The 14,809-nt window shown below is 62.4% G+C and carries 5 protein-coding genes and 1 pseudogene; 3 read left to right on the top strand and 3 right to left on the bottom strand.

Annotation, left to right across the window (positions count from 1 at the left end; all coding sequences use genetic code 11):
* The first annotated feature begins 20 nt into the window (after positions 1-20).
* The gene (locus tag PSFL_RS23235) at positions 21-1,724 is read left to right on the top strand and encodes an AMP-binding protein (protein WP_057438654.1); all 1,704 of its coding nucleotides are present in this window, start codon (positions 21-23) and stop codon (positions 1,722-1,724) included.
* Between the two features lie 998 nt (positions 1,725-2,722).
* On the opposite strand, the gene PSFL_RS23230 is transcribed toward PSFL_RS23235, so the two are convergent.
* Positions 2,723-3,838, bottom strand: a complete 1,116-nt coding sequence (locus PSFL_RS23230) for a Gfo/Idh/MocA family protein (RefSeq protein WP_057438653.1) — start codon at positions 3,836-3,838, stop codon at positions 2,723-2,725.
* Between the two features lie 328 nt (positions 3,839-4,166).
* Here PSFL_RS23230 and PSFL_RS23225 point away from each other — a divergent pair, with 328 nt between their 5' ends.
* Both PSFL_RS23225 and PSFL_RS23220 read left to right on the top strand, forming a co-directional pair.
* Complete coding sequence (locus PSFL_RS23225; protein ID WP_170060823.1) at positions 4,167-5,207, top strand: YCF48-related protein; 1,041 nt, start codon at positions 4,167-4,169, stop codon at positions 5,205-5,207.
* Positions 5,208-5,222: 15 nt separating this feature from the next.
* Positions 5,223-7,598: an RND family transporter gene (locus PSFL_RS23220; protein WP_057444729.1), complete on the top strand. Its 2,376-nt coding sequence runs from the start codon at positions 5,223-5,225 to the stop codon at positions 7,596-7,598.
* Positions 7,599-7,648: 50 nt separating this feature from the next.
* On the opposite strand, the gene PSFL_RS23215 is transcribed toward PSFL_RS23220, so the two are convergent.
* Both PSFL_RS23215 and PSFL_RS23210 read right to left on the bottom strand, forming a co-directional pair.
* Complete coding sequence (locus PSFL_RS23215) at positions 7,649-12,310, bottom strand: hypothetical protein (RefSeq protein ID WP_397470527.1); 4,662 nt, start codon at positions 12,308-12,310, stop codon at positions 7,649-7,651.
* Between the two features lie 43 nt (positions 12,311-12,353).
* Positions 12,354-14,809, bottom strand: a pseudogene (locus tag PSFL_RS23210) (hypothetical protein); the annotation flags it as partial.

The raw sequence follows: 14,809 nt of genomic DNA, 5'->3' as shown, positions 1-14,809 counted from the left end.
ACAACAATAAGGAGACTGCGATGAACGCTGTAAGCCTGGACCAAACCGAACGTATCTGGCTGAACGCTTATCTGCCTGGGGTGCCCAGCGACATCGACGCCGGCATCGAGGACTACCCGTCGTTGCGCGAGGTGTTTCTCGAACATTTGCACAAATACCGCGACCGCGTGGCCTACGTCAGCATCGGCACCGAAATGACCTACGCCACCTGGCAGGCCCAGGGCATCGCCTTTGCCGCCTGGCTGCAGGCCCAGGGCGTGCGCAAGGGCGATCGCGTGGCGTTGATGATGCCCAACTGCTTGCAGTATCCGATCTGTCTGTTGGGCACCATCCTTGCCGGTGCGGTGGTGGTCAACGTCAACCCTTTGTACACCTCCCACGAACTCAAGCACCTGCTCAAGGACAGCGGCGCCGAGACCGTGGTGATCTTCGAGAACTTCGCGCACACCCTGGAAAAAGTTGTGGCCGGCAGCACGGTCAAGCGCGTGGTCATTGCGGCCATCGGCGACCTGCTCGGCACCTTCAAGGGCGCGGCGATGAACTTCATCCTGCGCCGAGTGCAGAAGCAGGTGCCGGCCTACAACCTGCCGGGTGCGCTGCGTTTCAACCAGACGCTCAAGCAGGGCCGGGGCCTGACCCATACGCCGGTGCCGCTGGCGCGTGAAGAACTGGCGTTCCTGCAATACACCGGCGGCACCACCGGCGATGCCAAGGGCGTGATGCTCAGCCACCGCAATATCATCGCCAACCTGTTGCAGGCCAAGGCGTGGGTGGGCGATCAACTGGACCAGAACCAGCAGGAAACCAACGTCACGTTGTTGCCGCTGTACCACATCTTTTCCCTGACCGTGAATTGCCTGATGTTCATGTGCCTGGGCGGGCGCAATATCCTGATCGCCAACCCACGGGACGTGAAGCGGGTGCAGATGATCCTGCGCAAGGAGCGTTTCAACGGCATTGCCGGGGTCAACACGTTGTTCAACGGCTTGCTGGAGAACGCAGAGTTCCGTGCCCGGGACTTTTCCGACCTGCGCCTGGTCATCGCCGGCGGCATGGCCACGCACACCGCGGTGGCCAAGCGCTGGAAGGAAGTCACCGGGCTGCCGATCATCGAGGGTTACGGCCTGACGGAGTGCTCGCCGGTGGTGAGCATCAGCCCTATCGACATCTCGCGCATGCGCGAGATGGAATTTACCGGCAGCATCGGCGTGCCACTGCCATCGACCTGGGTGCGCTTTATCCGCGAGGACGGTGAACTCGCCGACATCGGTGAACCGGGTGAACTGCAGGTGCGCGGCCCGCAGGTGATGCAGGGCTACTGGCAGCGCCCCAAGGAAACCGCCGAAGTGCTGGATGCCGAGGGCTGGCTGTCCACCGGGGATATCGGGGTGATGAATGAACAGGGCTTCATCCGCCTGGTGGATCGCAAGAAGGACATGATCCTGGTGTCGGGTTTCAACGTGTACCCCAATGAAATCGAAGACGTGGTCGCGTTGCACCCGGGCGTTGCGGAAGTGGCGGCGATTGGCGTGGAGGATGGGGTGACCGGAGAGAAGGTGAAGATTGTCGTGGTGCGTCGCGACCCCAGCCTGACCCAGGAGCAGCTGTTGGCACATTGCCGGGAATACCTGACGGGGTACAAAGTGCCGAAGTTTGTCGAGTTTCGCGTCGAGGAATTGCCCAAGACTACGGTGGGCAAGGTCCTGCGCCGCGCATTGCGCTGACTTGATGCGGTCTAATGGGGGAGCGGGCTTGCCCGCGATGACGGAGTGCTAGTCAGTACAATTGCTGACTGACAGTCTGCCATTGCGGCATGATTAGCTACACAACTCTCTTTTCGGTATGTGTACATATCCGTTGTTGCGGTTACGGCGGCTATTGGTTCCGCCCTTACGGCGGGTCACTTTCGAAGAGCGCGAAAGTAACCAAAGCGCTCTTGCCCCACCACTCGGTGCCTCGCCTAGGCTCGGCATGCCCGCAGTCAGGCATTGCTCCGTGGGCCCGCCGCGATCGGCCATCCCTGGCCGTGTCGCGGCTACCCCGGCATCCATGCCGGGGTGCCCACTGCGCAATACCTGCCTGCGGCCATCGTGGTTTAACGGGGCGCCTAAGATCAAAATCAAAAGCCAGATCAAAAGCAGAGCAACAGCAACAGCAATGCCAAAGCCGGGGCGCGAAGCTGCATTCCCCCCTGTGGGAGCTGGCTTGTCGGATCGCCGCATCGCTGCGATGACGGCCGAAAGAACACATCAGAGTGTCAGGTATTCATTTGTCATCGTTAACGACCATCGCAGGCAAGCCAGCTCCCACAGAGGTACGCGTACGCCTCGACGATCAGGTCGGCTGTCAGGCCGCCTCGCTTTGCTTGTGATTTTGATCTTAGGCGCCCCGTTAAACCACGCTGGCCGTCATCCGATATTGATTTGGGGGGTAACCCGGCAGGACGCCGGGTTAGCCGCGCTGGGCCATGGATGGCCCATCGCGGCGGCCCCCCAAATCAATGTCGGGTGACGGGCACACCGAGCCTGGGCGAGGTGCCGAGTGGTGGGGCAAGAGCCCTTTTGGTTACTTTTGGGGCTCTTTTCCAAAAGTGACCCGCCGTAAGGGCGGAACCAATAGCCGCCGTAACCGCAGCAACGGATATGTACACACAACCCCAGAAGAGAGTTGTGTAGATACCTATGCCCATCGCGAACAAGCCCACATCAATCGGTGCAGGTCTTTAAATTTCGCTCACGTTGACCCACCGCTCCTCCCGCGCCGCCAGCCGAAGCGCTGTCGCCAACCGCTCCACCTCCCACGCCGCTTCAAAATCAGTACCCGCGGCACCTTGCCCGGCCAGGGCCATGATCAACTCCTGCACTTCCAGGGTTTTCAGTTCGTTGTACCCCAACTGATGCCCCGCCGCCGGGCTGAACGCGGCATAGCCGGGCAGGGCGGGGCCCGCCAGTAAACGCTGGAACCCCTGTTCACCGGCGCGAAACAGGCGCAATTCATTCAATCGCTCCTGATCGAACGCCAGGGTGCCGTGTGTGCCGCTGATCTCGAAGCTCAAGTGATTCTTGTAGCCGTGCTTGAGCCAACTGCTGCTGACGGTGCCGCGTGCACCATTGGCAAAACGCAGCAAGGCATGTACCTGATCATCCACCGCAATCGAACGCCACTCGGTACTGCCAGGGCTGGCCGGGCGTTGGGCGTGGACGGTCTGGCTGTCGGCGCACACCTTGCTCACATCGCCCACCAGGTAACGCGCCATCGCCAGCAGATGACTGCCCAGGTCCGCCAGGGCGCCGCCGGCATGCTCCACCTCACAGCGCCAGGACCAGGGCGACGCCGGGTCGGCCATAAAGTCTTCACTGAACTCGCCCTGGAAACTGATGATCTGCCCCAGCTCGCCCGCGTCGATCATCTGTCGCGCCAGGGCGATCATCGGGTTGTGCTGGTAGTTGTAGCCGACCCGCGTCACCACTCCAGCCTCGTAGGCGGCGAGGCGCATGGCGTCGGCTTGCTGCAGGCTGGTCGCCAGGGGTTTTTCGCAATACACCGCCTTGCCCGCCGCCAGTGCGGCCATGGCCATGGGGTAGTGCAGGTGGTTGGGGGTGGTGATAGCGACCAGGTCCACGTGCGGGTTATCAATCAATTGTTGCCAGTCGCCATGGGCCTGGGCAAAGCCCCAGGCGCTGGCGCAACGTTGCGCGCGCTTGGTATCGGCATCGGCCAGGGCCGCCAGCGTCAGGTTGAAGGGAAGCTCAAACACCGCACGGGCGTTATTGAACGCCAGTGCGTGGGCACGGCCCATGAAGCCTGTACCGATCAGGCCGATTCCGAGTGAGCGCATGGCGGTGGTCCTTTTGAATTATTGTTTCAGGAGCGCAATTAATAGAATAAAAATTCCCAATGATCAATATATGGAATAAAAATATCGCCTAGCGGATGCGGGCAACTCATCATTTCAGCGAATGCAGCTATATTCAGCGCGAGGGCAAAAGGCCTTTAGTTAACAAAAGATAACGTAGCGCCGATTGTCAGACGATTCGAAAGCCCGATAGGATGGCCCCTGCTTCCTCAAGGGGCTCTAGATTGCAGGTTTGCGCACTGCGAACACCCTGGAAGGTGTTACGACCTAACAATAATAAATGGGAGAAAGGTCTATGAGTGAGCCTGTCATGGGTGTGGGTTTTTGCCGCCCGCTCGCGTCGCGCAAGGTCGCGGTGCTGGCTACAGCGCTCTCGCTGCTGGGGGTTGTCGCGTTGTCGACGGCTGCCCAGGCTGCAACCGACGCCGCAGAACCTGCGGCATTTGCCATTGAATCGCCAAGGGCCGAAAAAGGCCTGATGATCGACGTCGTGCAGGCCGGCAAGCGCCTGGTGGCGGTCGGTGATCGCGGGCATATCCTCTATTCCGATGATCAGGGCGCCACCTGGGTGCAGGCCAAGGTGCCGACCCGGCAATTGCTCACGGCGGTGTTTTTTATCGACGACCAGCATGGCTGGGCGGTCGGGCATGACGCCAAGATCCTCGCCAGCAACGATGCCGGAGCCACCTGGAGCGAGCAGTTCAAGGACCTCAGCCGCGAAGCTCCGCTGCTGGACGTGCTGTTCAACGACCCCAACCACGGCTTTGCCGTGGGCGCCTACGGTGCGCTGATCGAGACCACCGACGCGGGCAAGACCTGGGAGGATGTCAGCGACCGTCTCGACAACGAAGACCAGTACCACCTCAACGCCATTGCCCGGGTCAAGGACGCCGGCCTGTTTATCGTCGGCGAGCAGGGCAGCATGTTCCGCTCCAGCGACGAGGGGCAGACCTGGGAAAAACTCGAAGGCCCTTACGAGGGCTCGCTGTTTGGCGTGATCGGCACCGCCCAGCCCAAGACTCTGTTGGCCTACGGTTTGCGCGGCAATCTGTTCCGTTCCACCGATTTTGGCGACACCTGGGAGCCGGTGGCGCTCAAGGCCGCCCGTGGCGCCCTGGAGTTCGGCCTGTCGGGCGCGACCTTGCTCGACGACGGCACCCTGGTGGTGGTGGGTAACGGCGGCAGCGTGGTGGTCAGCCACGACGATGGCCTGACGTTCAGCGTATTCAATCGCCCGGACCGCATTTCACTCTCGGCAGTGACGGCGGCGGGCAATGGCGACTTGATTCTGGTGGGGCAGGGTGGCGTGCGCGTCGCCGAGCCAACCGGCGCCGAACGCAAAAAACAATAAGAAGGCGGGGACAGAATGAGCAGTCATCACAACGATAAAGCGACCTTTCTTGAGCGCCTGATCTTCAATAACCGCCCGGCAGTGATCGTCATCTGCCTGCTGGTGAGCATTTTCCTGTTCTGGCAGGCGACGTTGATTCGCCCGTCCACCAGCTTCGAAAAAATGATCCCCCTGCAACACCCCTTCATCGAAAAGATGATGGAGCACCGCAACGACCTGGCGAACCTGGGCAACACCGTGCGCATCTCGGTGGAGGCCAAGGACGGTGACATCTTCTCCAAGGAGTACATGGAGACCCTGCGCCAGATCAACGACGAAGTGTTCTATATCTCCGGTGTCGACCGCTCCGGCCTCAAGTCCCTGTGGAGCCCCAGCGTACGCTGGACCGAAGTGACCGAGGAGGGCTTTGCCGGCGGCGAAGTGATCCCGCAGAGCTACAACGGCTCGCCGGAAAGCCTCGACCAGTTGCGCAACAACGTGCTCAAGTCCGGTCAGGTCGGGCGCCTGGTGGCCAACGACTTCAAGTCGAGCATCGTCGATATCCCGCTGCTGGAGTCCTACCCGGACCCGCAGGACCAGGGCAAGTTGCTGGCCCTGGACTACCAGAAGTTTTCCCACGAACTGGAAGACAAGATCCGCACCAAGTTCCAGGAGCAGAACCCCAACGTCCAGATCCATATCGTCGGGTTCGCCAAGAAGGTCGGCGACCTGATCGACGGCTTGATCATGGTGGTGCTGTTCTTCGGTGTCGCGTTCGTGATCACCCTGGTGCTGCTGCTGTGGTTCACCAACTGCGTACGCAGCACCATCGCAGTGTTGATTACCACGCTGGTGGCGGTGGTCTGGCAACTGGGCTTGATGCACTTTTTCGGGTTCGGCCTGGACCCGTACTCGATGCTGGTGCCGTTCCTGATCTTCGCCATCGGCATTTCCCATGGCGTGCAGAAGATCAACGGCATCGCCCTGCAATCCAGTGAGGCCGACAACGCCCTGACGGCGGCCCGCCGCACGTTCCGGCAACTGTTCCTGCCGGGGATGATCGCGATTCTCGCGGATGCGGTGGGCTTTATCACCCTGCTGATCATCGACATCGGCGTGATCCGTGAACTGGCCATCGGCGCCTCCATCGGTGTGGCAGTGATCGTGTTCACCAACCTGATTCTGCTGCCGGTCGCGATCTCCTATGTGGGCATCAGCAAACGCGCGATTGCCAAGAGCAAAAAGGACGCCAACCGCGACCATCCGTTCTGGCGCCTGTTGTCGAACTTCGCCAGCCCGAAAGTCGCGCCGATCTCCGTCGCCCTGGCCGTGATCGCCTTTGGTGGCGGCCTGTGGTACAGCCAGAACCTGAAGATCGGCGACCTCGACCAGGGCGCCCCGGAACTGCGCCCGGATTCGCGCTACAACAAAGACAACAACTTCATCATCAGCAACTACTCCACCAGCTCCGATGTACTGGTGGTGATGGTCAAGACCAAGGCAGAAGGCTGCTCGCGCTACGAAGCCATGGCGCCCATCGACCAGTTGATGTGGAAGATGCAGAACACCGAGGGGGTGCAGTCGGCGATCTCCCTGGTGACCGTGTCCAAGCAGATGATCAAGGGTATGAACGAGGGCAACCTGAAATGGGAAACCCTGTCGCGTAACCCGGATGTGTTGAACAACTCCATCGCCCGTGCCGATGGCCTGTACAACAACAATTGTTCCCTGGCGCCGGTGCTGGTGTTCCTCAACGACCACAAGGCCGAGACCCTCGACCGTGCGGTGCATGCGGTGCAGGACTTCGCCAAGGAAAACAACAAGGAAGGCCTGGAGTTCATCCTCGCCGCCGGCAACGCCGGGATCGAAGCGGCCACCAACGAAGTGATCAAGGAAGCCGAGCTGACCATCCTGATCCTGGTCTACCTGTGCGTGGCGACCATGTGCATGATCACCTTCCGCTCCTGGGCGGCGACCCTGTGCATCGTGCTGCCGCTGGTACTGACCTCGGTGCTGGGCAACGCGCTGATGGCGTTCATGGGCATCGGCGTCAAGGTCGCGACCCTGCCGGTGGTGGCGCTGGGGGTGGGGATTGGCGTGGACTACGGCATCTACATCTACAGCCGCCTGGAAAGCTTCCTGCGCGCCGGCCTGCCGTTGCAGGAAGCCTATTACCAGACCCTCAAATCCACCGGTAAAGCCGTACTGTTCACCGGCCTGTGCCTGGCGATCGGCGTGTGCACCTGGATCTTTTCGGCCATCAAGTTCCAGGCCGATATGGGCCTGATGCTGACCTTCATGCTGCTGTGGAACATGTTCGGTGCACTGTGGCTGCTGCCGGCACTGGCGCGGTTCCTGATCAAACCGGAGAAACTGGCGGGGCAGAAGGGCAACTCCTTGTTCGCCCACTGACCCAAGCCCCCCCCCTGTGGCGAGCGGGCAATTCCGCTCGCCACAGCCGGTCAGGGAGCCAGCGGCAGGAACCAGCGCTGCACCAACGCCTTGCCGATCAACCCGCGATGGACATCCACGACTGCCTGGGGGCTTTGCGCCCTGGCCAGTTGCGAGTAGTAACTCTGCTTGCGCTGCTCCCGGGTTTTCAGGTGGGCCGCGGTATACAGTTCCTTGGGCGTATCGGCCGCCGGGTAGTGCAAGTGCGCATACCACAACGGATAGCCGCCCTGGTCGTTCACCGCATACTCCTGGACAAAATCCCGACGCTCGCCACTCAGTTGGATACGCTCCCCCAGCAACCCTATGTTGGCGCGCTTCTGTTCGATCAGGTACTCGAGGTTGCCGTGGGTCGGGGGCAGGTCCAGGCACAGCTGGGTACGCAGCGCCAGGCCTTGCGCACTCAAGCGCAACGCCGCCTGGCGCATGTTGTTAACCAGGGTTTGATCCGCTGACGTACGCGCCTCGGCGGGTTGGGCCTGAATCGCCAGATGCAGTTCGTTGGCCAGTCTGTCGTAACGCACCGCTTCAAATTGCAGCACTTCCTGCACTTCTTGCGGGTGCCGGGAGATTCTCCGGTATTGCTCGCCACGGCGCAGGTGTTCTTCGAGCATGGCCAGCAGCTTGCGGGCTTCACCCTTGACCAGGCTCAGACTGCGCGGTGCTGGCGCAGAGGCCGGTGGTCGCGACTCCTTGTATTCGATCCACTGGTCCCCCCGTTGTGAATACATGGCCAGCAGTTGGTCACTGACCTGGGAGCGAACCTCCACCGTTTCCACCGAGCCCACTGGCTTGACCTCACCGATAAAGGTGCCCTTTTTCGGGGTACGGATCACTTTTTTCAGAGGCTTGCCGATCATTGCCGGGCTGCGTCGGCTCGGGCGCCTGGGGGGCTGGGCGACGGGCTTGATTTCGCCGGCCAGTTGCTTGGCGGCGTCCTGGTACAGTCCCTCTACCAGCGTGACCAGCTTGGCAAAATATTCGCTGTCCAGCTCATCGGCATTGACGATACCCAGCCCCTGCAACGAATCCAGGCCCCGGCCATAGTGTTCCACCAGGCTTTCCAGCACGCTCACGCGGTCCTCGGCCGTCAGTTCCAGGTCGTTCAGCTCACTGTGGGTACGCAAGTGTTCCTGCAGGGGCTCAAGGATGTCGATCAGTACATCGACCAGTGGATGATCCGGGTACTTGTGGGTCATCAGTTCGTAGTTGCGCATCAGCAGATCCTTGACGGCCAGGGCGCTGATTTCCTGCGGACGGTCCCAGGTCAAACGGTTGTAGTATTCGCTGCCGGCGGTGCCCAGGTTGAACAGTTGGTCCAGGTAGCGGTCGCGCAGCTCCAGCCAGTGGATCGAACGCTCATTGATGGCAATCATTTCGCGGATGAACCGCTGGTAAGCCGCAAAGTCACTGAGCACAGCCTCGGCCAGGCGTGTGCTTCGGGACGTGAAGTGACTGTTGTTGCGGTACAGCGCACCGCGATCTTTCTCGGCCACCACCACATGCTTGCGCGTATTGTTGACGATGTTTTCCAGCAAGCTCGCCACCGATTCGGGTGGCAAGGCAATCCCCAGCTCGCTGCGTTCTTTCAGGCTGTCCAACTGCTGCTGGTATTCCAATGTCTGTTCCTGCAGGGCCGTATCGAAGCGCTGGCGACTGTCAGCCTGTTGCGCTTCGCTGAAGCGTGGGTCTTCGGCGGTCCTGGTCATCACCCCCAGGATAATCTCGATCCGGTTTTGCCGGGCCACCTGACCCTGGATGAACTGTTCGTAAGAACGCTTCAGTTGGCTGACCCGTTCAGCCCGTCGCTGACGTTCGGCGGCGATTCGCCTGGGGGGCATGCCACCGCGCAGGCGCAGGCGGGTGTCTACCGACCACACGCCGTTGGCATCGCTGCGCAGGTAAGGGCCGCTGCGGTTGGGGTCGCCAGGGGCGACGACCCTGATGTCGCCCTCCGGCTCCAGGCTCACTTGCAACCACTCGCCGTTCGCCTCGGCGTGCCAAATGTTGTCAACCAGGTACAGCCCCTTGCGTGGCCCATTCAGCACGGGGCGGGGCATGGGCGTCGGCCGGATGGCCTTGAAGCTGCTCAGCCGCACGCGCTGGGCTGGCGTCAGGCGTTGACGGGTCTGGGCAAAGCTGAAGTCCAGCACATTGCGGCGTGTATCCGGCAACACACCTGGCAGGGCCACGGCTCCCTCGCGAACCGTCGGCGCCGCGGGCACCGGCCATTGTTCGGTAATACGCGGCGCGAGGGCCGAAGGCAGTGCACGCGCCTTGAGCCCGGCAGCCAGGGGCGGGTAAGACGCGGTCACCTCGGGCGTCGCCTCGAACAGCAGCAGGCCGAGGTTGAGCAGCAGATCGACGGCAGCCAGTTCCCGGGTCTGGCGGTCGGGCGCATCCAGCGCCGGTATGTCCTGGTCCAGGCTGGCCATCAGGGCCATCAACCAGCCGGTGAGCATCGCCCGACCACGCAGCAACGGCAGCAGCAGGTTGCCGAACAACAGGCTGCTGCCTTCCAGCAGTACCCGCCAGCGGCTCTCGCTGTTGGACACCGACTCGCGGTTGGCCTGTTGCACCAAGGCACGGGCGTGGTCGCTGAACAGGTAGCTCATCAGGCGCCCGGTCACCAGGCATTGTTGTAATTCATCGTTGATGCCATCGCTGGACAGGCGCGCCGGCACCGGCTTATTCAGGGGGGCAAATTCATCGCCCTGGCCGAAGCGCAGGTAATGCGGTTCGCGCAAGCCACCGTGGGCATAGATCGGCCGGGCGCTGTCGCTCAGCCAGGTCAGCACACTGTCTTGTAGCTCGCCGGGCTGGGCGATGGCCTCGAACAGCGCCTCGCGGCTGGCGAATTCCAGAAGCGCTTGGGCATACAACGGGCGGTACAGCAGATGAGGGCCGACCTCGGCGTCCCGCGTTTCGATCAAGTACATGTTGCTGACGCTGTCGGGAGAGGCGCCAGGGGCCCGCACCAACGCCAGATGACGGATCACCACCTGACGGTTATCAACCTGCTGCTCGGCAACATTGCCCTGCATCAGCGCGGCCACCAGGCGCGTGCCCTGGCGGCTTACGCCGGCCTGTTGTTTGAGGCACAACTCCAGCGCCAGCAACGGCAGTTGCGCGGCCTGCTGATCGGCAAACAACGCTTCACGCTGCTGCGCCTCGGGACTGTCGCCCAGCAGATGCTGCTCCAGCAGGCGGGGGTAGTGCTGGCCGATATCGACCTTTTCAATGAGGCCACCGGCGCCCATCAAATAGTCGGCGGTCAGCCACGACGGCAGCGCCAGGCCATGGCGATGGGTCAGGGTCACGGTGCCGCTGGGGCGGCTGGCCAGGTTGTCGATGGCCATGTCCGTGAGGCTCATGCGCTCGTGGCGGATAATTCCGACGGTGCCCGGATAGCCAGCGGTGACGGCGAAGGTCAGTTGCAGGTCGTCGGGGTGCAGCGCGGCGACAGACGGCGGCGTCGGCAACAGGGAATCGAAGTTCACGGCGTCGTGTTGCAGCGTTTGCAGCAGGGTCTTGACGGTGTAGGTGCGGATATCGTCCAGATCACTGAGGAAGTGGCGCCCGCCGCCGCGCTGTTTGGCGCTGGCCAGCGCCAGGGCATAACGCCGGTAAGTCGCGCGGTCGTCGGCGCTGGCCTGTTGCAGCCAGCTCGGCAGGTGTGGGCGCAGAGTGTCCAGGGCCTGGGGTGGGGCGGCCGGCGAGTCGCGGAAAAACCGGCCGGGATCGGTGAGTTCAGCATACAGCGCCTGCCAGGCGCTGAAGGGCTGGGCCGTGGGCAGGCGCAGGTTGCCCAGGTCTGCCAACTGGCGATTGAGGATCATCGCCGCCTGGTGTTCGAAGATATCGCCGTCGGGCTCGTAGCGCTGGATGAGGATATCGTCGACCTGATATTGGCTGCCCAGGCGCTGGCCGTAGGCCTGGACCAACCCATCCATGGAGGCGAACACTTCAATGCCGCCGCCGGGGCTGCACAGCAGCACCGGCATCTTGCCGTTCACGGCGCGGACCAGCACCAGTTCTGGACTCAGCAGGTGGCTGCTCTGTTCCCCGCTCTTGAGGGTGACTTCCAGGCCATAGGCGAACACCACACCCTGGCCATGGCGGGCGATTCGCGCTTCACGGTCGGGGATGGCCACCAGTTGGTCGATCGCCTCCTGCGCCTGGGCATCCAGGCCTGTGTGGCGAAGGGCGGATACGCGCAAGGTGTCCATCAGCACGTGCGCAAGCCAGCGCCAATGCCCGGCGTCCCAATACTTGGCCAAGGCATTTTGCAGGGCGATGGGCAGGGTCTGGGGCAGTTCGCCAACCAGGCGTGCGATGACTTGCATATTGAGTTGTTCCCCGGTCAAACCGGGCAGTTTCAGACGTTTTGGCGGCTCGTCGGAGAGGTACCAGGGCACGTTGTTCACATCGCTGAAATCCAGCGCTATGCCACTGGCCAGCGCATCCTGTACCACTGGCATAAATGGCTGTAACAGCCAGCTGCGGCGTTGCGGCCGGGCCAGGCGCGTGCGACTCAGGTCTATCGTCAGCGTTGGGTACTGGGCGCCGATGGCCGCGGCGAGTTGTTGGCGGATCACCGTTTCCAGCGCGGGGCGATCAGCAAATCGAGCGCTCACGGCATGGGCGATGGAGGAGGGGGTGAGGTTTTGCATAAACATCCTTTTTATTGGCAGTAGATGCCTTCATGGCGGGGTTCTAGGCGGGCAACAGGCTGAGGAACAGGCGTTGGTCAAACGGCGCGGTGATCGGGTGGTACAGGTCTCGCACGATGGCCTGGCTGTCTGCACCGGCCTGGGCGATCAAGTCCCGCAGGGTCACAAAGCGCTGTTCGGGGCGCTTGAGATGGGCGGCGGTGTAGGCACTGGGCAAACTGTCGGCCTGGCTGTAGTGGAAGTGGGCGTACCACAGCACCGTGAGGCTGTTTTTCTCGCGCACGGCGAACTCCGACACGTAGTCCCTGGACGCGGTACGTTGGGCGCCGTGGACCAGGCCGATATCAACCGCGCCGTGGCTACGCAGGAACTCGATGTGTTCCTGGCGCGGGCGCTGGGCCTTGTAGCCCTCGATGCACTGCTGCGTGCCTTGGCTGCGCAAGTCGCTGGCGCGCCGGCGCAAGCGTTCCACGGTCTGCGGCATGTCCGGCTTGTCCCCATGGTGGTTGGCCAACTCGGTCGCGACCGCTTCGAGGCGCTCGGCCTGGTGCGCGAGCATGTCGCGCCAGTCTTGCGGGTTGAGTTCATCGCGGCGTGTCGGGTCGCTGAGCTTCTTTTTCTGGAACTCGATAGAGCGCTCGATACCGGGCACCTCTTCCAGCAGCCGTTGTGCCTGGGTGCGCAAGGTCGCCAGGGACGGCGCCGGAGATGGCTCGACCGGCGCGGTGGGCTGGGCGTCGACAATCTCTACCCAGCCCTCATTGGGATGCTCCATAAAGCGCCCGCTGACCTGCTGGGTAATCGGGTTGCGGGTCACGATGGTGGGGAAGGGGATGTCGCTTTGCGCGGGTTCCAACTCGCCGACCAGGGCACCCTTGTCCCGTGATTTGAATACGCGTTTGGTTCGCGACGTCGTGCGTACCGGTTTAAACGGCGTCGGTTGTGGCGGCAGGAATTCATCCTCGCGCAACAGGGCCGCCAGATCCGTCTCGGCGCTGTCACGGGCGGTGTGCAGGCGCTCGATCAGCAGCGGCATATACCGTGGGTGTGCCAGAGGTGAGTCCAGTTCCAGCAGGCTCTGGTAAATCTGCAGTCGGCGGCGGTAATGCTTGATCAGGTTGCTCAGCACGGCCTTGCGCTCGGCTGGGGTGAAGCCTTCGGTGGTCAGTAGCTCCAGGTGTGAGTCTTCCAGAGGCGACAGCGAGGATTGCAGGTGTTCATGGCGCGCCAGGAAGTAGTGTTCCTGGGGCGTGGTGGCCGGGATCGTCTGGTCGATGCTCAACTCGGTCAGCACATCCAGGGATTCGAGGGTGGCGTTGAGGCGGTTGTAGAACCGGCGCTTGGGGTGACCATTGAGGTACTTGAGGCGTTGCGCGGGGCCGGTCTTCAAGCGTGCGGCCATTTCCTCCAGGGTGTTCTCAATGGCAGTCATCGCCTGGGCGTGGCGCTCGGAAACCGCAAAGTTGGTCTCCAGCAGATCCTTGACATAGCGCATCGCCCCGACATCGTGGGCTGCGCCTTGCAGTTCGATCAGCGACTCGCCCTGTTCGGAAATGAATGTTGCCAGGTAGAGGGATGACAACTGGCTGACGCGGATTTCATCGGTGGCCAGGATCGACTGATATTGCTCGATGCACTGCCCTTCGTAGTCGAAGCGACTGTCCACTTCTTTCATTTGGCCATAGGCCGTGATCAGCTCGCGCCGCTGTTGCAGCAATTCGGCGGCGGCCTGATCGAAGCGCTCCTGAAAAAGCTGGAAGGCGGTCCTGGTCCGGGAGCGTTGGGCGACTTTGTCGCGGTGCTCGGCTATCAGCGCCGGGTCGTCCGGTTTGCTGCGCAAGCTTAGGCGCGTTTTGCCCAAGGCGTTATGCGCTTGCTCGAACTTCAAGCGGGCGGCATCCAGCAACTGGTCGATCGGTTGCAGGCGCTTGATCAGGACGCTGATCTGATCACCGATGCGATTAATTTCCTCCGACACCTGGCTGCGTTGCTGATCGATTTGCGCCAGCTTGGCCTTGAGCCGGTTCTTCGGCCCGCCACCGCGCAGTTTCAGGCCCAGGTCCAGGCTCCAGCGACCCTGGGCATTGCGTGTCAGCTGGAAGCCGGGGTGCTGCGGTTTGTGCGGATGAACCAGGAACACTTGGCCCAGGTCCGGCAGGACATTCACGCGAAACAGCAGGCCGGCCACCGAGGCATGCCACTGCTGATCAATGCGGTACAGGCCCTTGAAGGCGCCGATGCTCGCCGGTAAGGGCGGCGGCACCGGCCAGGGTACATGCAGTTCGTGCAGGGCCTCCAGCAGGCGTCGGCGACTGCTGTCCCGCGCGTTGGAGTGAATAAAGTCCACCAGGGTCTGGTCGCCGGCCGGTGGCTCGGCGGGCAGGCCCACCGTGCCTTGTTCGATCACTGTCGGCGGGTGGGCCGTCGTCGCCGGGCGGCGCAGTGCCGCGAGGGTCAGCGCCAAGGCCGGCTCGGTGGTGTGCGCCGCCTGCTCAAGGG

Source organism: Pseudomonas sp. DD1 (assembly GCF_044510355.1).
Lineage (GTDB): Bacteria > Pseudomonadota > Gammaproteobacteria > Pseudomonadales > Pseudomonadaceae > Aquipseudomonas > Aquipseudomonas shahriarae.
Note: the sequence above shows the minus strand (reverse complement) of the source record. Positions and strands in the feature narration are given on the sequence as shown.

Excerpts from the sequence above, each read along its gene's own strand:
- PSFL_RS23235 (WP_057438654.1), top strand. The coding sequence starts at position 21 with ATGAACGCTGTAAGCCTGGACCAAACCGAACGTATCTGGCTGAACGCT.
- PSFL_RS23225 (WP_170060823.1), top strand. The coding sequence starts at position 4,167 with ATGGGTGTGGGTTTTTGCCGCCCGCTCGCGTCGCGCAAGGTCGCGGTG.
- PSFL_RS23215 (WP_397470527.1), bottom strand. The coding sequence starts at position 12,310 with ATGCAAAACCTCACCCCCTCCTCCATCGCCCATGCCGTGAGCGCTCGA.
- PSFL_RS23220 (WP_057444729.1), top strand. The coding sequence starts at position 5,223 with ATGAGCAGTCATCACAACGATAAAGCGACCTTTCTTGAGCGCCTGATC.
- PSFL_RS23230 (WP_057438653.1), bottom strand. The coding sequence starts at position 3,838 with ATGCGCTCACTCGGAATCGGCCTGATCGGTACAGGCTTCATGGGCCGT.